General features: G+C 60.8%; 17 protein-coding genes. 11 read left to right on the forward strand and 6 right to left on the reverse strand.

Features of this window, described 5'->3' with window-relative positions; all coding sequences use genetic code 11:
• The first annotated feature begins 150 nt into the window (after positions 1–150).
• The 3 genes from JXQ94_RS01270 (at position 151) to cysN (ending at position 3,308) form a co-directional block, all read left to right on the forward strand.
• A complete protein-coding gene (locus JXQ94_RS01270) occupies positions 151–309 on the forward strand; it encodes a hypothetical protein (protein WP_421922016.1) in 159 nt (52 codons plus the stop codon).
• A gap of 135 nt (positions 310–444) precedes the next feature.
• The gene (gene cysD / locus JXQ94_RS01275; RefSeq protein WP_421922017.1) at positions 445–1,413 is read left to right on the forward strand and encodes a sulfate adenylyltransferase subunit CysD; all 969 of its coding nucleotides are present in this window, start codon (positions 445–447) and stop codon (positions 1,411–1,413) included.
• Positions 1,413–3,308: a sulfate adenylyltransferase subunit CysN gene (cysN, locus tag JXQ94_RS01280; protein WP_421922018.1), complete on the forward strand. Its 1,896-nt coding sequence runs from the start codon at positions 1,413–1,415 to the stop codon at positions 3,306–3,308. Before cysD ends, cysN begins: the two co-directional genes overlap by 1 nt.
• 52 nt (positions 3,309–3,360) lie before the next feature.
• Here the strand turns inward: cysN and JXQ94_RS01285 are convergent, their stop codons facing one another.
• The 3 genes from JXQ94_RS01285 to JXQ94_RS01295 all read right to left on the reverse strand — a co-directional run bounded on the left by JXQ94_RS01285 (position 3,361) and on the right by JXQ94_RS01295 (position 6,950).
• On the reverse strand, positions 3,361–4,314 hold the full coding sequence (locus JXQ94_RS01285) for a hypothetical protein (protein WP_421922019.1): 954 nt from the start codon (positions 4,312–4,314) through the stop codon (positions 3,361–3,363).
• A 96-nt stretch (positions 4,315–4,410) separates the two neighbouring features.
• The gene (cysQ, locus tag JXQ94_RS01290; protein ID WP_421922020.1) at positions 4,411–5,208 is read right to left on the reverse strand and encodes a 3'(2'),5'-bisphosphate nucleotidase CysQ; all 798 of its coding nucleotides are present in this window, start codon (positions 5,206–5,208) and stop codon (positions 4,411–4,413) included.
• Positions 5,209–5,222: 14 nt separating this feature from the next.
• Positions 5,223–6,950: an SLC13 family permease gene (locus tag JXQ94_RS01295; protein WP_421922021.1), complete on the reverse strand. Its 1,728-nt coding sequence runs from the start codon at positions 6,948–6,950 to the stop codon at positions 5,223–5,225.
• A gap of 167 nt (positions 6,951–7,117) precedes the next feature.
• Between JXQ94_RS01295 and JXQ94_RS01300 the strand changes: the two genes are divergently transcribed.
• Complete coding sequence (locus JXQ94_RS01300; protein WP_421922022.1) at positions 7,118–8,146, forward strand: glycosyltransferase family 2 protein; 1,029 nt, start codon at positions 7,118–7,120, stop codon at positions 8,144–8,146.
• Here JXQ94_RS01300 and JXQ94_RS01305 read toward each other — a convergent pair.
• Complete coding sequence (locus JXQ94_RS01305) at positions 8,115–8,699, reverse strand: hypothetical protein (RefSeq protein WP_421922023.1); 585 nt, start codon at positions 8,697–8,699, stop codon at positions 8,115–8,117. The genes JXQ94_RS01300 and JXQ94_RS01305 overlap by 32 nt on opposite strands.
• A 226-nt stretch (positions 8,700–8,925) precedes the next feature.
• Here JXQ94_RS01305 and JXQ94_RS01310 point away from each other — a divergent pair, with 226 nt between their 5' ends.
• From JXQ94_RS01310 to JXQ94_RS01325, 4 genes are all read left to right on the forward strand, one after another.
• Positions 8,926–9,219 (forward strand): DUF4164 family protein, encoded by a 294-nt coding sequence (locus tag JXQ94_RS01310; protein WP_421922024.1) that lies wholly within the window; start codon positions 8,926–8,928, stop codon positions 9,217–9,219.
• Positions 9,220–9,223: 4 nt separating this feature from the next.
• Entirely contained in the window at positions 9,224–9,646 is a 423-nt protein-coding gene (locus JXQ94_RS01315; protein WP_421922025.1) for a cell division protein ZapA, read from the forward strand.
• Positions 9,647–9,842: 196 nt separating this feature from the next.
• On the forward strand, positions 9,843–10,412 hold the full coding sequence (locus tag JXQ94_RS01320; RefSeq protein ID WP_421922026.1) for a 5-formyltetrahydrofolate cyclo-ligase: 570 nt from the start codon (positions 9,843–9,845) through the stop codon (positions 10,410–10,412).
• Between the two features lie 38 nt (positions 10,413–10,450).
• Positions 10,451–10,861 carry a hypothetical protein gene (locus JXQ94_RS01325; RefSeq protein WP_421922027.1) on the forward strand — a complete coding sequence of 137 codons (411 nt, stop codon included), beginning with the start codon at positions 10,451–10,453 and terminating at the stop codon, positions 10,859–10,861.
• Positions 10,862–11,227: 366 nt separating this feature from the next.
• Here the strand turns inward: JXQ94_RS01325 and ahcY are convergent, their stop codons facing one another.
• Positions 11,228–12,637 (reverse strand): adenosylhomocysteinase, encoded by a 1,410-nt coding sequence (gene ahcY, locus JXQ94_RS01330; RefSeq protein ID WP_421922665.1) that lies wholly within the window; start codon positions 12,635–12,637, stop codon positions 11,228–11,230.
• A gap of 72 nt (positions 12,638–12,709) precedes the next feature.
• Positions 12,710–13,876, reverse strand: a complete 1,167-nt coding sequence (metK, locus tag JXQ94_RS01335) for a methionine adenosyltransferase (RefSeq protein ID WP_421922028.1) — start codon at positions 13,874–13,876, stop codon at positions 12,710–12,712.
• 247 nt (positions 13,877–14,123) lie between these two features.
• On the opposite strand from metK, the gene metF reads away from it, so the two are divergent.
• From metF to metH, 3 genes are read left to right on the forward strand one after another with little or no spacing between them, the layout of a single operon-like run.
• A complete protein-coding gene (metF, locus tag JXQ94_RS01340; RefSeq protein WP_421922029.1) occupies positions 14,124–15,032 on the forward strand; it encodes a methylenetetrahydrofolate reductase [NAD(P)H] in 909 nt (302 codons plus the stop codon).
• On the forward strand, positions 15,029–16,087 hold the full coding sequence (locus JXQ94_RS01345) for a homocysteine S-methyltransferase family protein (RefSeq protein ID WP_421922030.1): 1,059 nt from the start codon (positions 15,029–15,031) through the stop codon (positions 16,085–16,087). The genes metF and JXQ94_RS01345 overlap by 4 nt, the downstream gene beginning before the upstream one ends.
• Positions 16,088–16,097: 10 nt before the next feature.
• Complete coding sequence (gene metH, locus JXQ94_RS01350) at positions 16,098–18,755, forward strand: methionine synthase (RefSeq protein WP_421922031.1); 2,658 nt, start codon at positions 16,098–16,100, stop codon at positions 18,753–18,755.
• Positions 18,756–18,778 lie beyond the last annotated feature (23 nt).

Here is an 18,778-nt window from a genome sequence, read left to right on the forward strand (position 1 = left end):
TGCGCCGCTCGCTCAGGTGGCGTTTCTGCGTTCGAATGGGGCAATCTTCCCGAGGCGCTCATTCCTCACCCTAGAAGGTGTTGCGCCTGTTCGGCGTATGACATATCAGGTTGCGCGAAAGGGTCTTCTAGGGCCGCGTGGAGAGATAATATGCCGACGAATAAACAGCTTCGCCAAAAGATGCGTGCGGCCAGCACGCGGTTGAAGGAAATCAAGACCGAGATGGAAGCACTGAAAGCCGAGCGCAAGAAGTGTCGTGACCAGCGAACAAACCTCAAGAAGAAGCTGAGCGAACTCCCGGTCGAGTAATGCTCGGCGCATGACGCCGCCAGCGGCGGCGCGAACAGGCCGTTGAACTACCCCATGCTGTCCGAACGCGGCGCTGCCTCGCCGCCTGGCCCTCTGGCCTTCCGGAGCCGACCTCAGACTACCGATTGGAAAACCATGCCATCGATCAACGAGATAGTCGCCAACTACGCAGAGCGTTTCAAGTCGGCGAGGACCCGGGAGCGCCCGCTCTCGGCGCACCTGAAGGCCCTGGAGGCCGAGAGTATCCACATCATTCGTGAAGTGGCGTCGGAGTTTGAAAATCCGGTGATGCTCTATTCGATCGGGAAAGACAGCGCGGTGATGCTGCATCTGGCGTTGAAAGCCTTCTATCCCTCAGCGCTCCCGTTTCCGCTCCAGCATGTCGACACGACGTTCAAGTTCGGCGACATGATCACCTACCGTGAAGCCTTGGCAAAGGCGCTCGGGCTCGAAATCCGGGTCGAGATCAATCAGGACGCGATCGATCGGGGCGTCAATCCTTGGGACAGTGGCTCGCAGCTTCATACCCAGGTGCTCAAGACCGAAGCGCTGAGAGCCGCCATGAACAAGCATCAATATGATGCGGCATTCGGTGGCGCTCGCCGGGATGAGGAGAAGTCACGCGCCAAGGAGCGTATCTTCTCCTTCCGCGATACCAATCACGGCTGGGACCCCAAGAACCAGCGGCCCGAATTGTGGCGGAATTTCAATACCAAGATCAAGAAGGGCGAGTCGATCCGCGTCTTCCCGCTCTCCAACTGGACCGAGCTTGATATCTGGCAGTACATCCTTGAGGACGATATTCCGATCGTCCCGCTCTACTTCGCCGCCCACCGTCCGGTGGTCGAGCGCGACGGGCAGCTCATCATGGTCGATGATGAGCGCCTGCCACTCGAGGAAGGCGAGACGCCGGAACTCAAGATGGTGCGCTTCCGGACCCTTGGTTGCTACCCGCTGACCGGGGCTGTCGAATCTAGTGCCCAGTCGCTGGAAGAAATTGTCCTTGAAATGTTGACGGCCCGGACGTCCGAACGGTCCGGTCGCCTGATCGACCACGATGAAGCCGGGTCGATGGAGAAGAAGAAGCGCGAGGGTTACTTCTGATGACTGTTGAGAACACGCGCGCTGAAGTGATGGAGCGTCTGACCCAATCCGGTGGTCATGGTGTCCTTCGTTTTCTGACTTGTGGATCTGTCGATGACGGCAAGTCGACCCTGATCGGCCGCCTCCTCTATGACAGCAAATTGCTGTTCGAGGATCAGATCAATGTGCTCGAGCGGGACAGCCGCAAGCACGGTACGGTCGGTGACGAGATCGATTTCGCCCTGCTTCTGGATGGCCTGGAGGCCGAACGCGAGCAGGGTATCACGATCGATGTGGCCTATCGCTTCTTCGCCACGGAGAAACGCAAATTCGTCGTCGCCGACACGCCGGGACACGAGCAATACACCCGCAACATGGCGACGGGTGCCTCGACGGCAGATGTCGCGGTGATGATGATTGATGCCCGCAAGGGCGTGCTCGTTCAGACCCTGCGCCACACCTACATCGCACGCATGATGGGCATTCGCCACATTGTGTTGGCGGTCAACAAGATGGACCTTGTCGAGCACTCGCGTGGCCGATTCCACGAGATCGTCGCCGAATATCTGAAGAGCGCTGACGAGCTGGGTTTTGAGTCAATCACGCCGATCCCGATGTCGGCTCGCTATGGCGACAATGTCACAAAGCGCAGTGAAGATATGGGCTGGTATACGGGTCCGACATTGATCGAGCATCTGGAAGAGCTGGACATTGACAGCGAGATCCAGAACGAGCCTTTCCGCATGCCGGTGCAGTGGGTCAATCGGCCCAATCTCAACTTCCGCGGTTATTCTGGCACGATCGTCTCTGGAACGGTGAAGCCGGGAGATGCCATTGTGGTGGCCACGTCCGGCCAGGCCGCAAATGTCGAGCGCATAGTCACGGCGGATGGCGATCTGGACGAGGCTGTGGCCGGCGACGCGGTCACCATCGTGCTTAATCACGAGATCGACATTTCCCGCGGCGACATTATTGCCGGGGCCGAGTCGCGTCCTGAAGTTACCGATCAGTTTGCGGCTGAACTGCTCTGGATGTCCGAGGAAGACCTCCTTCCCGGCCGGTCCTACCTGCTCAAGATCGGAACGGCGACAACGCCGGCGACAGTCTCTGCGCTGAAGCATCGCGTTGATGTCAACACCTATGAAAAGAAGCCGAGCCGCAAGCTCGAAATGAACGGGATCGGCTTCTGCAACATGTCGACGGCCCGTCCGATTGCGTTCGACCCGTATCACCAGATTAGGGACATGGGTGCCTTCATCCTTGTTGATCGCTTCACCAACCAGACGGTGGGTGCAGGGATGATCGAGTTTGGACTCCGCCGCGCGTCCAACATCCATCATCACGCGATGGATGTGACGAAAGAGGGCCGGGCCCAGATCAAGGGGCAGAAGCCGGCCGTCCTGTGGTTCACCGGCCTGTCGGGTGCCGGCAAGTCGACGGTTGCCAACCTGGTCGAGCAGAAACTGTCCCGTGCGGGCCACCACACCTATTCGCTGGACGGTGACAATGTTCGCCACGGCCTCAATCGTGATCTCGGCTTCACGGATGAAGACCGGGTCGAGAATATTCGGCGGATTGGCGAAGTGGGCAGACTCTTCGTGGATGCGGGCCTCATTGTGACCTGCTCCTTTATTTCACCGTTCCGGTCTGAGCGTCGCATGGTGCGCGACCTCGTCAGTGAAGGCGAGTTCATCGAAGTCTTCATTGATGCGCCGCTCGAGGTCTGCATGGAGCGGGATCCGAAGGGCCTCTACAAGAAGGTCCAGGCGGGTGAGATCAAGAATTTCACTGGTTTCGATAGCCCGTACGAGCGCCCGGAATCGCCGGAAATCCACATCGACACCACGTCCATGTCGGCGGAAGATGCGGCTGATCTTGTGATCAAGTGTCTCAAGGACACAGGCCGGCTCGGCTAGGGATTGAAGCTTTTCCGACCGCGGTTGCGCCCTGCGTGACCGCGGTCGGGTTTCAGTCCTCGATCACGAGGCGTGCCGAAACTGCCTCGACGATCGCGTCGATCTGGTCACGATTGAATGCCAGATCTCCGTTGCTGCCGGTAGCATCGGCGGCAAAGCGCTCTTGCACGCTTTCGAGGTCGGGCAGTTCGATCCGTTGATCGACCGCCAGGACCTCGTTGAGCGCTTCGGTCTCATCACACATGCGGTGATAGAAGTCCTTGATCTCGCCCTTCGTCGCCTCTGGCGTTTGGGCTTTGATATCCGGGGTTGCTTCGCAAAGGGCATTGGTCAGGAAGCGCGCCTTGTCGCCGATCCGGCCATTGAATGCGGACAGCAGATAAAGCTCTGCACGTGTCATTGAGCGATTGATGACGCCGCGGTCCGGCCGTTGCAGGGTTTCATGCGGCACCTCGAGGAACTCGGCAAAGCGGTCCAGAAGCTCGGCCCGATTGCTCCCATAGTTCAATGCCACGAGCTCGCAATAGGACCGTGTCTGGACGGCCTGGATATACTCGGCGGCGACTGAAGGGACCTTGTAACCTTGAAGGAATTCGGAAAACGGTTTGGAATATCCCTTGCCCTTGACGAACTGGTGGTAGCAGGAGATCGCGTGATCGAACGGGTTGCGCACGAACATCAGCATTTTGACCGTTAGGCCCGGCTGTTCCTCGACAAGGCGGTCGAGCACGAAATCCTTGTTCAGGCGCTTGAAAAATGACTCGTTGGACAGCAGGGACCGTTCAAACCCGGCGCGTTGGCTGACCCGCGCGCGATTCCGTATGTCGGCAAAATCCGGGCGACAATTGCCACTCGTGATCTCGCCGTTTTGGGCGCGCGCCAGCACACCTTTGCGTACCGGGTAATCGACACCTTGGTCCGCCAGCTCCTGCAGTGAATTGGCCAGGGCAGCCTGAATGTAGCTGGTACCGGTCTTGCCGAGCCCGACATGCATATAAAGTTTCATTGTGCGCCTTTTTAGCAGCGAAATTTGTGGCCTGGTCGTTAGGCGGCCGGCTCCGGACGCGCGCCGGTCGCCATGCGTTAGCCGGAAGCCGTTTGGCTAGTCGATACGCCCCCATGCGACAAAGCCGCCATTGAGGTATTCGACTTCTTCCTTGGCGTACAGAAAGGGGGCACCGTCCGGCATTCGGACGCATCCACCGGCGGCATTCAAGACGGCATGTCCCGCTCCTGTGTCCCACTCCTTGGTCGGACCGAAACGAGGGTAGACGTCGGCGCTACCCTCGGCAACAAGGCAGAATTTGAGCGAAGATCCGGCCGAGACCTTCTCGACGACGCCTTGGGCATCTGCGAAGGCAAGGGTCTTCTCGTCAGCGTGGGACCGGCTCATGACGGCGGTCATGCCGCCGGACGGCCGTGCCCGGGTGGTGATCGGGTCAAGCGCATCCGGGGACACGGTTTCGCCTGCCTTGAGGGTACCGGCCCAGGCGTCATCGCCGCCGACAAAAATACGTTCCCTCGCCGGTGCGAAGACGCACCCCGCAGTGGGTTCGCGGTTTTCGATCAACGCGATATTCACCGTAAACTCGCCATTCTTGTTGATGAACTCCTTGGTACCATCCACCGGGTCAACCAGAATGAAGGCGCCATCTGTCTTCGGGCGGAAGCCCGCGGCGAAGCTCTCTTCGGCGAGTACCGGAACGCCCGGCAGGCATTTTTCAAGCTCGGCGAGGATGATTTCCTCCGCCAGCTCGTCTGCATCGGTCACAGGCGACTTGTCATCCTTGCCGCGTGACTCGAAATCGGTTTTGTAAATTTCCATGATCTTGACCGCTGCAAGCGAGCAGATGCGGGCAAACTCAAAGGCGATGGCATTCTTGTCGTCGAGGTTGGGCATGGTTTGGGTCCGGATCAAAGATAGAAATAGGTGAGGATGCTCAGGGCCGCGCAGGAATAAGCGACAAAGACAATGCTGCCAAGGCGAAGAAAATCGCTAAGGCGGTAGCGCCCCGGCGTCATCACCATCAAGTGGGTCTGATAGCCGAAAGGCATGAAGAAGCTGGCGCTGGCGCCAAACGCGGTCGCGAGGGCAAAGGCTTCCGGTGGCAGTCCGAGTTGCACAGCGGTTGCCAGCGCGACCGGCAGGGCGGTCAGGGCGGCGCTGGCATTCGAGAACAACTCGGTCATCGCCCAGGCGAAAAAGAAGATGATGGCCAGGGCGGCATAGGGTGGCAGGTCCGTCGTCATGCCGGCGATGAAACGCGCCGCCGCGTCGGCAGCCCCGGACTGGGTGATAAGCAGGCTCAGCAAGACAGCGCCCCAAAGGATGATCACCAGGTCGAAGGGGAAATTCCGCCGGACTTCGCGCGCGGTTGTCCAGTTCAGTCCAACCACCAGGGCCGCGAGGCCGAGCGCGGCTTGATGAAAGGGCACCAGCTGGGTCAGGGCGACGCCGAGAAAAATCGCAAAGCCGATCCCGAGGGTCCAGGCGGTGCGCGGCGCCATGGGCGTCTGGCCGGGGGAGTCCACATCGAGGATGTGCAGGTTGGGGCGCACATTGTCACGGCTGCCGAAATCGGGCCCGGCTGACAGGATGAGCACATCGCCGGTTCGCAGCCGGATATCGCCCAACTTGCCGGATAGTCGTTCGTCTCCACGACGCACAGCCATGACGGAGGCGTTGAAGCGGGCCCGGAAATCTGCCTCGCGCAGGGTCCGGCCATCGAGCAGGCTTTGTCCGCTGATTACGGCGTGGAAGAATTCATCGGCGGCCTGCTGTTTCGGCGCCGCGTCCAGTGTGAGGCCGGAAATTCCATGCAATTCGTCGAAATGTGAGACATCGCCGACAAAAATGAGCCGGTCGTTGGCTTGCAGGACAAAGGCTGGGTGAACCGGTCGGATCACACGGCTGCCGCGAATGATCTCGGCCAGGTAGAAGCTGTGCAGTTTCCGCAATCGGCCTGCCGCGACGCTCCGTCCGGCCAGGCTCGAGCCTTCCTCGATCCGCGCCTCGATATGGAATACGCCGCTGGTGTCCGTCTCCGGCGCCTCCCGGTCCTTGAGCAGGATCGGGGCAAAAAGGACAAGCGCGACAAAAACGGCGGTCAGAACCGCCGCTCCCGGGAGGGCGAAATCGAAGACGGATAATTCGATGCCCATTCGGGCGGCCTCACCCGTGACCATCAGGCTTGCGGAGGTTCCAAATGGCGTGAGCATCCCGCCAGCCAGAGCAATGTAGGACAGCGGCAGGAGCAGGAGGTGGGGCGAAATGTCAGGGCGGCGGACGGCCGGGCCCAGCAAGGCGGCAACCACGGCCGTATTGGGCGTGGCTGATGAGGCGAGCGCGGCTGAGCCGAGAAACCGCATCAGTGTCATGCGAGGCGACCGTCCCGGTCGGCCAAAGACCGCGCGACTCAGGCCGGGCAGCTTGGCCAGAGCTGAGGCGATGATCACCAGGCTCGTCACGGCTAGAATGGCTGGCGTCGTAAGGCGTTCGATCGCCTCATCAAACGAAATGCGTCCCGTCAGAATGACCGCCGCGGCGAACAGGGCGAAGGCGCGCGCCGTTGACAGGCGCCCGGACAGCAACACGCCGCCCAGGATCAGCACTAGGGCAGCATCGATCAAGTATTCACTCACGCGTCGTGCCCCCGTGCGATCGACATGTTTCACGAACCGCGTGATTACGGTCCCGAGTGGAATGCTGCGGGAGATGTGGGAGAAGTTCGCTGCAGCCGGAAACCATGCTAACCGCTCTCGGGTGAATTGAAAGCCGCTGCGATGCAGCAAGTTGACCGGGTACTGAGTTGTCCAACGTTGCTGATATCTCTGTTTTGGTCGTCGCCTACAAGAGCCGCGCGACGATTGGGGCCTGCATGCGGGCACTCGAGGCGCAAAGTCGCAGGCCGCGCGAAATTCTCGTCCTTGAGAATGGATCCCCGGCTGGTGAGCGCGTTGAGTCGGGTGATCTACCCGATGGCGTGCGATTGATCGCACAGGACGACAATCTTGGATTCGCGGCGGGCAATAATCTGCTCGCGAAATCCGCGTCATCCGGCTGGATCGTTTTCTTGAACCCGGATGCTTTTGCTCATCCTGACTGGGTCGCCGAACTCGAGCTCGCGACACAACGCTATCCCGCCGTGAGTCTGTTTGGTTCGACCCAGTATTGTGCCGACACGTCAGGCCTGCTCGACGGGGTGGGGGATGTGTTCCATGCGACGGGGCTGGCTTATCGCGCCGGCTTCATGCGCCCGGTAGCGCTCTTGCCGATCGAGGGCGAAGTATTTGGTCCCTGCGGCGCGGCTGCCATGATCCGGCGCTCGCTTTTCCAGGCGCTCGATGGGTTCGATGAAAGCCTGTTCTGCTACAGCGAAGATGTTGATCTGGCGTTTCGTGCGCGTCTGCTCGGGGAGCGTGCCATTCAGCTTCGCGGTGCCGCTGTCGATCATGTGGGTTATGCGTCATCGGGCCGCCGGTCGGAGTTCGCGACCTATTACGGTGTTCGCAATCGATTGACCGTATACCTGAAAAACATGCCGGGCTGGCTCCTGCCGGTGACGCTTCCCTTCCATATCGCCGCGACAGCACTGCTGTCGCTGGGGGCAATCAAGAACGGTCAGTTCCGGTTGTTCTGGAGGGCCATATTTGACGCCTTGAGCCGGTTGCCCACCACATTCACGGCGCGAAGACAGATTCAGAAGACCCGCAAGGTGTCTCCCGGCAAGGTCGCGCAAATGATTTCCTGGAGCTCCTACGACCTGCTAGCGCGGATGCCGGATGTGAGACCCTACCGGGAGGAGACTAGTCACAAGGGGTCTCCTCCAGCGCCGTGATCCGAACGGAGACGAGGTCGATCGTGTTGGCATTGCTTGCCCAGTCAGGCCAGATGGCCAGATAGGCTTGTGGCCAGGTGCAAACGGTCGAGACGACCTCCAGCTCGACAGTCGCGAGGTCTGCGGACAGCTCAACCACCTCCCAGGAGGCCTGCCCCCGATCTGGCATGAAGAAGTTCAGCTGAGCGGTGCGGGCGCCTTGCAATGAACTCGATCGAAGCTGGTAGGTGACGCGGAGGCGGTGGCCTTCAAAGGCGCGCAATTCCTGCTCGGAGAGCGTAAAGAATGCTCCGGCTGACTGAACGCCGTCCAGTGGGCCTCTTGCGGCACTGATCTGGGCATAGCGGGTGTCGCCCTCTGCCAGAAAACTGGCCGTCAGACCATTGCCCGTTACCAGGCCGGACAGCGCTTCTCCTTCGATTATGGTTCCTTCCGTCAGGATTTCTTCCGGCGACCGGTGCGTGCTGTCACCGAAGCTGACCGCGGCGGTGATCATGCCAGCGGAGGCAGCTGCGGCGAGCGGATAAAAAGCCCAGTCGGGTAAGGAAAGCATGCGGGTGTGCGCCTGTTAGCGAGGAGGTCGGAACAGATTCCCTGTTTGGACCGCGCGGCAGCCATCGTCAATTGTCCGTCCACGCCGAGGCAAGGTCGGAGACTGCGAGATGCTGACCTCTATCTTGCCGTTTTTCATCGGCATGAATCGGTCTGGAGTCAAAGTCACAGGGGATAAAGTTGACGAAGAACTTGAACTTTCTCGCGACACGGCCGATTCTCAGCGCATGAACGTGCGTTCCGACATGCCCGAAGATGTGCTCGACGCTGTGATCGCCCGCCTCGACAAGGCCATGGGGCGTGTCGAAGGTGCGGCGCGGTCCATGCGTAATCGTGTCCACACGGCCGAAGCGGCTGCGATCGAGGCCCGCGATGCGGATGTTGATCGCGCCAATCTCGCCGAGGCGCTCGATCAGGCGCGCGGACGTGAGGCTGTGCTGCAGGACGCTGCCCAGATCGCGTCAGACACGCTGGACGTCGCGATCGCGGATTTGCGTGATCTCATGGCCGAGGAGGGGTGAAGCGATGTCGCGGGTCACAGTCACCCTGAATGGACGCGACTTCACCATTGGCTGCGAGGCAGGCCAGGAAGCCTATTTGCGCGAACTTGCTGGTACGCTCGACACGCGGGTCTCCGATGTTTCCGGTCAGGTCGGACAGATCGGAGATTTGCGCCTTCTGTTGATGGCCTCACTCATCCTGGTCGACGACCTCAAGGAATCTGATAGCCGCATCGAAGCGCTGGAAAGTCAGGTTCAGCGCCTGACCCATGAAAACCATGGCGCGAGCAGTTTGCATGCTGAGGCGCGTGGGCGGCTCGCCGGACAATTGGGGCGTCTGGCGGAGCGCATGGAAGCCATTGCTGGCGCAATCGAGACCGAGGATCCCGGCGAATGCGATGCCGACTCGCCTGCACAAGATGATGCCTACGCGGAAGCTGGCGCTTGAGCTCGAGGGCATTCGCCTCCACATAGGGGGTGGCGGTCATCTGCTGCGTGCGACCGGAGCGTCTATCCTGCGGACCGTACACCTCCACGAGGGAACTGCCTCTGTCTGGGACCGTGGTCCCGTTTAAGTGGTGCCCACCTGAACTGTCGGGTTTGTGGGGATAAACACGCTCTGACGGCGCAAGTGGAGCCGCCACATGATTTCCTCCGCCGACAAGCCGGCGCTGCGCGCACGATTGCTGGATCTGCGCGGCAAGGCCGCACAGGCAAAGCCGAAGGCCGGCGCGCTTCTCGCGGAGACGTTTCCGGGCGACTGGGTGCCGGAAACGTCAGTCTGCATTGCCGGCTACTGGCCACTGGCCGGCGAAATGGACCCGCGCCCGCTGATGGCGCGTTTGGCGACCGCTGGACATTCCATCTGTTTGCCGGTCGTTGTCGGCGACGGTCAGTCCCTGGAGTTTCGATCCTGGCAGCTCGGTGATGCGCTCGAGCGAAAGGCGCTGGGGGTCATGGAGCCGCTCTCCCACCAGCCCGTCTGTCAGCCAAGCCTGCTTCTCGTGCCATTGGTCGGGTGTGACCGATCCGGAAACCGGCTCGGATACGGCAAAGGGTATTATGACCACACCCTCTCAGCCCTGCGTGCGGCGCGAGCGATAAGGGCTATCGGGTTGGCTTTTGACTGCCAGATGGTTGCCGACCTGCCTGCAGACGGTCATGATCAGCCACTGGATGCATTGGCGACAGAAAGCCGCTTTGTGGTGTTTTGACCGATCATCCGAGGGTGCGGAAGCCAATTCGGGGCGTCATGACTTTTACTGTTACACATGATCCAGCGAATTCAGCCGCTTGCCTGACCCACACCGGTTCGGTGGATGCGGACGAGATCAAGGCGTCGCGCCTTGAGCTCAAGGACGTCGCGAATGCTCAGAGCGTTCGCGGTGCGCTGATCAATATTACCGATTCCACCATCACGGCGGAACCGGTGGAGATCATCGAGAATGTTCAGGGCTTGGTCGATGATCTGAGGCCCGGTACCAAGCTCGGCTTTGTCGGGCGGCCTGAAGATCAGGAAACCGTGTCGATGATTGTGGCCACTGTTGCTCATTCGACGGGGCGTCTGGTGGGCCAGTTCCACGCGCTCGACAAGGCGCTGTGCTGGGTCCGGCTGGACTGGGAAGCGGCGGCAGCCTGTGATTGCCTGCCGATCACGGAGTGACAGGCGGCAGCTGATCCGGAGCTGCGGGCGAGGGTCTAGTAGAGCTCGTCCCGAACAATGCTTCTCCGATTCAGCATCGGGTCGTCAGCGACAGGTTCGAAGGTTTCGAGGCGTCCGTCGGCGAGAGATGGGGCCGGCTGGGCCCGTGCTCCGCTCAGTGATGAAAGACAGACGCAAATGGCCAGTGCCACGAAAATAATGCGCATTGTGATCCCCCCAATCCCGACAGCAAGGCGAGCCGCAGGGCTCCGCGTAGGCAATTGCAGGGCAATCTTTGCGTGCAGGAGTGGGGCAGGTGGTTGGTCGCCCAAAAAAAGGCGCATCGCAGCTTGCGACGCGCCTTTTCGATGTGCGTCGGGCCGCCGACTAGTAGCGGTAATGCTCGGCCTTGAACGGACCGGCTTGCGGGACGCCGATATAGTCGGCCTGGTCTTCCGACAGGATTGTCAGCTTGGCGCCGAGCTTGTCGAGATGCAGCGCCGCGACTTTCTCGTCGAGATGCTTGGGCAGGATGTAGACTTCGTTCGTATAGTCATCGCCCTTGGTCCACAGCTCGATCTGGGCCAGCGTCTGGTTGGTGAAGCTGGCTGACATCACGAAGCTCGGATGGCCGGTCGCATTGCCCAGATTTACCAGCCGACCCTCCGACAACAGGATGATGCGGTGACCTTCCGGGAAGTTCACCAGATCGACCTGCGGCTTCACATTGGTCCACTGGTAGTTCTTCAGGCTCTCGACCTGAATCTCATTGTCGAAGTGGCCGATATTGCAGACGATCGCCATGTCTTTCATGGCGCGCATGTGGTCGACGGTGAGGATGTCCTTGTTGCCGGTCGCGGTGACGAAGATGTCCATCTCGCCGATCACGTCTTCGGCCCGAACAACCTCGAAACCGTCCATGCAGGCCTGCAAGGCGCAGATCGGGTCGATCTCGGTCACATAGACGCGGGCACCGGCACCGGCCAGCGATTCAGCGGAGCCCTTGCCGACATCGCCATAACCGAAGACCAGAGCTTTCTTGCCGGCCATCATCACGTCGGTACCGCGGCGGATCGCGTCAACGAGGCTCTCGCGACAGCCATAGCGATTGTCGAATTTCGACTTGGTCACGCTGTCATTCACGTTGATCGCGGGGAAGGGCAGTTCGCCGCGCTTCTGCATCTGGTAGAGGCGCATCACGCCGGTCGTCGTTTCTTCGGAAACGCCCTGGATGGCGGCCTTGGCCTTGGCAAACCAGCCCGGGGTGGCGGCGATGCGCTTCTTGATTTGAGCGAAGAGGAAGGTCTCTTCCTCGGACTTGGGATGATTGAGAACCGACGGGTCATTCTCGGCTTTCTCGCCGAGGATGAGGTACATCGTGGCGTCACCGCCATCATCGAGGATCATGTTGGCGGTCTCGCCGTTCGGCCAATGGAAGATGGCGTCGGCATAATCCCAGTACTCTTCCAGCGTTTCGCCCTTGGTCGCGAAAACCGGCACGCCGGTCTCGGCAATAGCCGCGGCGGCGTGATCCTGGGTCGAGAAAATATTGCACGAGGCCCAGCGGACTTCAGCGCCCAGCGCGGTCAGCGTCTCGATCAGAATGGCGGTCTGCACCGTCATGTGCAGGGAGCCGGCGATGCGCGCCCCTTTGAGCGGCTGCGCGTCCTTGTATTCTTCGCGCAGCGCCATCAGGCCGGGCATTTCAATCTCGGCCATGTCGAATTCGATCCGGCCCCACTTGGCCAGCGACATGTCTTTTACGACGTAGGGCTTTTCCGCAGCAAATTGCGTCATGACCATCAGGTCCTTCTTTATCGGTGTTCTCGGAGCGGCAGGGCCGGCGTAGTGGCCGTGCTCATATCAGTTTCAGAGGAGCGAGCGAAGCTCGTCCGCCAGATCGGTGCGTTCCCAGGAGAAGGCGCCATCCGCGCCCGGGGTGCGGCCGAAATGGCCATAGGCTGCGGTGCGGGCATAGATCGGCTTGTTCAGCTGGAGGCGTTCGCGAATGCCACGCGGTGACAGATCGGCCAACTGGCGCAGTGCATCTTCAAGCTTGGCTTCATCCACCTGTCCTGTGCCATGGAGGTCCACATAGAGCGAGAGCGGTTTCGAGACGCCGATTGCGTAGGAGACCTGGATGGTGCAGCGCTTGGCCAGTTCGGCGGCGACCACATTCTTGGCCAGCCAGCGGCAGGCATAGGCAGCAGACCGGTCGACCTTGGTCGGGTCCTTGCCCGAGAAGGCGCCGCCGCCGTGCGGGGCCGCACCGCCATAGGTATCAACAATGATCTTGCGGCCGGTCAGGCCGGCATCGCCGTCCGGACCGCCAATAACGAAAGTTCCTGTCGGATTGACATAGAATTCGTCTTCCGGCGGGAACCAGCCATCGGGTAGCACGTCGGCAATGACCGGGCGAACCAGCTCACGGATATCAGCCTGACTCAGACCTTCCGTGTGCTGGGTCGAGACGACGACTGACGTCACGCCGGCCGGTACGCCGTTCTCATAGCGCATGGTGACCTGCGACTTTGCATCCGGCTCGAATTCCGGTCGCTCGCCGGATTTGCGAAGCTCTGCCATCCGCTTGAGGATCTGGTGAGAATAGGTGATCGGGGCCGGCATGAGCTGCGGCGTCTCGTCGGAGGCATAGCCGAACATGATGCCCTGATCACCCGCGCCTTCATCCTTGTCGCCACTGGCATCAACACCCTGGGCGATATGGGCTGACTGCTCGTGCAGGAAATTCTGGAGGTTGGCAGTTTTCCAGTGGAAGCCGTCTTGTTCGTAGCCGATATCGCGCACCGCCTCGCGTGCCGCGGCTTCAATCTCATCATCCTTGATCTCGGCCGCGCAGCGAACCTCGCCCGCCAACACGATCTGATTGGTGGTGGTCAGGGTCTCACATGCCACGCGGGCTTCCGGATCCTTGCCCAGGAAAAGATCAACGATCGTATCGGAAATACGGTCGCAAACCTTGTCTGGATGGCCTTCCGAAACGCTTTCGGATGTGAAGATGTAGGAAGAACGGCTCACTGTGGAATCCTCATATAAGGAAATCTTTATATCGCTGGGTAGACCAGATGTGACGATCGGATGCAAGTCTCGTCCGCTTTGCAGGAGATATTGCCACGCAGCCTGGTCGGCGCTGCCGACCCGCCGAAATCGCCCCTAGCCAATCGTTTCATATAAAGATATCTTTATGTCCTGATGTGTAGGCTTGTTGCTGCCGATACAGGGTCGTGACCGACCCGGTGTGCGGCCAGCAGATTAAGGGTGATCCATGAGTGCGGACGGACAGATAGCGCGGCGCTCGGACGGTTTGGCCGTCTCGTTCGAATTCTTCCCGCCGAAAACCGACGCCATGGAAGCGACGCTTTGGGAGTCCATCTCGCGACTGGAGCCGCTGCAGCCGGACTTCGTGTCGGTGACCTATGGCGCCGGCGGTTCAACGCGTGACCGGACCCACCGCACCGTCAAGCGGATTGTCGAGGAAACATCCATGCGTCCGGCGGCCCATCTGACCTGCGTTGATGCCACGCGGGACGAGGTCGATGACGTGATCCGGCAATACCGGGCCTCTGGAATCCGTCATATTGTTGCCTTGCGCGGTGATCCACCCGACGCGATCGGTGGCGCCTATGTGCCCCCGGCCGGCGGGTATGCCAATGCGGCTGAGCTCACGCGGGGAATTCGCGAGATTGGCGATGTCGAGATTTCCGTCGGTTGCTACCCGGAAACCCATCCGGAAAGCCCCAACCCGGATTTCGACATCGATCTGCTCAAGGCCAAGATTGATGCCGGTGCGACGCGTGCGATCACACAGTTTTTCTTCGATCCGGATATCTATTTCCGTTTCCGCGACCGGGCTGCGCGCGCCGGGGTCAGCATACCCATTATTCCCGGCATCATGCTTCAGCCGAATTTCAGAGGGCTCAAGCGGATTGCCGGCCTTTGTGGCGCCAGCCTTCCGAACTGGCTGCACGAAGCTTATGAAGGGTTGGATGAGGATGCCGGAACCCGACAGCTGGTCACGGCCCATGTGGCGGCGAAACTGTGCGGCAAGTTGCGCAATGGCGGCGTGGATGGCTTCCACTTCTACACGCTCAACCGGGCAGAGCTGGCCCTGTCGACCTGTCAGCTGCTCGGCGTGAAGGCTGGTGAGCGAGAGCGCGTGGCGGTGGCGTCATGAGCCGTGCGACGCGTATCGCGCACTTCGAACAGCGCGCGACGGACCGAATTCTCATTCTCGATGGCGCGATGGGAACCCAGATCCAGGACCTCAAGCTCGACGAGGCCGGTTATCGTGGCGTTCGCTTTGCCGACTGGGGTGTGTCGATCAAGGGAAATAACGACATCCTCAACCTGACATCCCCCGACAGCGTCAAGACCATTCACCGAGCCTATTTCGAGGCCGGCGCGGATATTGTCGAGACCAATACTTTCTCGGCCACCTCGATCGCGCAGGCGGATTATGAGATGCAGGCACTGGCGCCGGAGATTGCTCGCGAGGGGGCTCGGCTGGCGCGCGAGGCGGCGGACGAAGTCGCTGGCGAGACCGGTCTGGTGCGCGGAGTCGCAGGCGCGATCGGGCCGACGAACAAGACGCTCTCCATATCGCCGGATGTAAATGATCCGGGGCACCGCGATGTCGACTTCGAGACCGTGCGGGCCGCTTATCATGAGCAGGCCGAGGCGATGGCACCTTTCGTGGACTTCTTCCTGATCGAGACCATTTTCGACACGCTCAATGCCAAAGCTGCGATCAAGGCATTGCTGGACCGGCAAGCCGCGTCCGGCGACGCAATCCCGATCATGATCTCCGGCACGATCACGGACCGGTCAGGGCGGACCCTCTCGGGGCAGACAGCCGAGGCTTTCTGGTATTCCGTCTGCCATGCCCGCCCTTGGGCGATCGGCTTGAATTGTGCGTTGGGGGCTGACGAGATGCGGCCCTATATCAGCGAAATTTCGCGCGTCGCCGAGACCCGTATCATCGCCTACCCCAATGCCGGTCTGCCCAATGATATGGGTGAGTATGACGAGACGCCGGACCAGACTGCCGGTCACCTTGGCGAATGGGCCGGATCGGGCCTGGTCAATATTCTCGGCGGGTGCTGTGGTACGACACCTGCCCATATCCACGCCATCGCGGCGGCTGCCAGCTCGGCCGAGCCGCGTCGACCTGCCGAGCGAAAGCGTGCCATGCGCCTGTCCGGCCTGGAACCGTTTGAACTGGCGTCCTGAGGCTCAATCCATGTCTGTATCCGTCCCCAGTTTCGTCAATGTCGGCGAGCGCACCAATGTGACCGGCTCGGCCCGCTTCCGGAAGCTGATCACCGAAGGCGACTTTGCCGAGGCGGTCTCGGTTGCCCGTCAGCAGGTTGAGAATGGTGCCCAGATCATCGATGTGAATATGGATGAGGGTCTGCTCGACAGTGTCGAGGCGATGACCCGCTTCCTGCGCATGATTGCCGGCGAGCCCGACGTGGCTCGCGTACCGATCATGGTCGACAGTTCCAAATGGGAGGTGATCGAGGCGGGTCTGCAGAACACGCAGGGCAAGGCTATCGTCAATTCAATCAGCTTGAAGGAAGGGGAAGCGCAATTCCGCGAGCAGGCCGGCGCCTGTCTGGCCTATGGGGCCGCTGTGGTTGTCATGGCCTTTGACGAAAGCGGCCAGGCCGACACGGCGGACCGGAAGGTCGCGATCTGCGAGCGGGCCTACAAGATACTGGTCCGGGAGATCGGTTTTCCGCCTGAGGACATCATTTTTGATCCCAATATCTTCGCTGTCGCGACAGGCATCGAAGAGCACAATAATTACGCCGTCGACTTCATCGAGGCGACGCGGCGCATCCGCGAGAACCTGCCAGGCTGTCATGTCTCGGGCGGGCTCTCGAACATCTCGTTCTCCTTCCGCGGCAATGAGACGGTGCGTCGGGCCATGCACTCGGTCTTCCTCTACCATGCCATCAAGGCTGGGATGGATATGGGGATCGTCAATGCCGGCCAGCTCGACATCTATGACGAGATCGAGCCGGAGCTGCGCGCGCTGGTCGAGGACGTCATCCTCAATCGCCGCGACGACGCTACGGACCGACTGCTGGAAGCCGCTGAACGCTATCGCGGCAAGGGCGGCGGGCAGGCCAGGGTCCGCGATCTGAAGTGGCGCGAGGCGCCGGTCGCTGCGCGTATCCGGCATGCCCTTGTGCACGGAATCAACGAGTTCATCGTCGCCGATACTGAAGAAGCCCGGCAGACCTTCGAGCGGCCACTGCATGTGATCGAAGGGCCGTTGATGGACGGCATGAACGTGGTCGGTGATTTGTTCGGCGACGGGAAGATGTTCCTGCCGCAAGTGGTGAAATCCGCCCGGGTGATGAAACAGGCCGTGGCGCATCTCATCCCGTTTATGGAAGCTGAGAAAGAAAAGAGCGGCAACAAGGGCAAGTCAAACGGCAGGATCGTCATGGCGACGGTGAAGGGCGATGTGCACGATATCGGAAAGAATATCGTCGGCGTTGTCCTGCAGTGTAATGGCTATGACGTGATCGATCTTGGCGTGATGGTGTCCTGCGAGACGATCCTGGAAACGGCGCGCCGCGAAGAGGCGGACATTATCGGCCTGTCGGGCCTGATCACACCCTCGCTGGACGAGATGGTCTTCGTGGCTTCCGAAATGGAACGACAGAAAGTCGACATTCCGCTTTTGATCGGCGGCGCGACAACCAGCCCGGCCCACACTGCCGTGAAGATTGATCCGTCGATCCAGGTCGCGCCGGTCGTGCATGTGCTCGATGCCAGCCGGGCGGTCGGCGTCGTGTCCAAACTTCTGTCCGATCAGCGCGATGATTATGCTCGCGCGGTCAAAGCCGATCTGGCGAAGATCCGCGAGCGCCGGCTTGCCGCGCGCTCGGCCAAGGCCAGGCTCCCGCTGGAGCGCGCACGTGACAAAGCTTGGTCGTGTGACTGGCACGAGTATTCGCCACCAGCTCCGGCGCGGCCGGGTGTGACCGAGCTCAATCCCGACCTGGCCGAACTCGTCGACTATATCGACTGGACGCCATTCTTCTTCACCTGGGAGCTCAAGGGCAGTTATCCGGCGATCTTCGAAGACCCTAGGAAAGGCGAGGTGGCCAGGGCCCTGTTCGCTGACGCCCAGGCCATGCTCGAACGGATCGTCTCTGAAAAGCTTCTCGAGCCGCGCGCCGTGGTCGGCTTCTGGCCGGCCCATCGTGAGGGCGATGATGCCGTTGTGTTTGCAGATGCCGAGCGCCGTGAGGAGCTCGCCCGCTTCTACGGACTGCGTCAGCAGGCCGGAAAGGACAATGATCGGCCTCATGTTTGCCAGTATGACTTCCTGGCTCCGGCCGGCCATGGTGACTGGCTGGGCGGATTCGCTGTGACGGCAGGCGATAATGTCGGCCTGCTGGCGCATTTCGAAGCCGAGAAGGACGACTATAACTCAATCCTCTTCAAGGCCCTCTCTGACCGTTTGGCCGAGGCTGCGGCGGAATGGCTCCATGTGAAGGTTCGACGCGAATTCTGGGGTTATGCGCCGGACGAGGCCTTCACCAATCGCGAGCTGATCGCCGAGGCCTATGACGGGATTCGGCCGGCGCCCGGCTATCCGTCGCAACCTGACCACACCGAGAAACGAACCCTGTTCCAGCTGCTCGATGCCGAAGCCAAAACCGGGATCGGCCTGACAAATTCCTTTGCCATGACGCCGGCCTCTTCGGTGTCGGGCCTCTATCTCTCACATCCGGACAGTCACTATTTTGCAGTCGGCCGGATTCTGCGTGACCAGGTCGAGGACTATGCCCGTCGCAAGGGCTGGACCCTGGCCGAGGCCGAGCGCTGTCTCGCCCCGATCCTGGACTATGAGCCCGGAGTCGAGACCGCGGCCTGAGCCGTCTGCATCAGTCATGACTT

Source organism: Maricaulis maris (assembly GCF_049116555.1).
Lineage (GTDB): Bacteria > Pseudomonadota > Alphaproteobacteria > Caulobacterales > Maricaulaceae > Maricaulis > Maricaulis maris_C.

Bases quoted from the DNA above. Each gene is read 5' to 3' on its own strand.
- JXQ94_RS01305 (WP_421922023.1), bottom strand. From the start codon at position 8,699: ATGCTTTCCTTACCCGACTGGGCTTTTTATCCGCTCGCCGCAGCTGCC.
- JXQ94_RS01345 (WP_421922030.1), top strand. From the start codon at position 15,029: ATGAGCCGTGCGACGCGTATCGCGCACTTCGAACAGCGCGCGACGGAC.
- JXQ94_RS01325 (WP_421922027.1), top strand. From the start codon at position 10,451: ATGACTTTTACTGTTACACATGATCCAGCGAATTCAGCCGCTTGCCTG.
- JXQ94_RS01285 (WP_421922019.1), bottom strand. From the start codon at position 4,314: ATGAAACTTTATATGCATGTCGGGCTCGGCAAGACCGGTACCAGCTAC.
- cysN (WP_421922018.1), top strand. From the start codon at position 1,413: ATGACTGTTGAGAACACGCGCGCTGAAGTGATGGAGCGTCTGACCCAA.
- metF (WP_421922029.1), top strand. From the start codon at position 14,124: ATGAGTGCGGACGGACAGATAGCGCGGCGCTCGGACGGTTTGGCCGTC.
- JXQ94_RS01310 (WP_421922024.1), top strand. From the start codon at position 8,926: ATGAACGTGCGTTCCGACATGCCCGAAGATGTGCTCGACGCTGTGATC.
- JXQ94_RS01315 (WP_421922025.1), top strand. From the start codon at position 9,224: ATGTCGCGGGTCACAGTCACCCTGAATGGACGCGACTTCACCATTGGC.
- cysQ (WP_421922020.1), bottom strand. From the start codon at position 5,208: ATGCCCAACCTCGACGACAAGAATGCCATCGCCTTTGAGTTTGCCCGC.
- JXQ94_RS01320 (WP_421922026.1), top strand. From the start codon at position 9,843: ATGATTTCCTCCGCCGACAAGCCGGCGCTGCGCGCACGATTGCTGGAT.
- metH (WP_421922031.1), top strand. From the start codon at position 16,098: ATGTCTGTATCCGTCCCCAGTTTCGTCAATGTCGGCGAGCGCACCAAT.
- JXQ94_RS01270 (WP_421922016.1), top strand. From the start codon at position 151: ATGCCGACGAATAAACAGCTTCGCCAAAAGATGCGTGCGGCCAGCACG.
- ahcY (WP_421922665.1), bottom strand. From the start codon at position 12,637: ATGACGCAATTTGCTGCGGAAAAGCCCTACGTCGTAAAAGACATGTCG.
- cysD (WP_421922017.1), top strand. From the start codon at position 445: ATGCCATCGATCAACGAGATAGTCGCCAACTACGCAGAGCGTTTCAAG.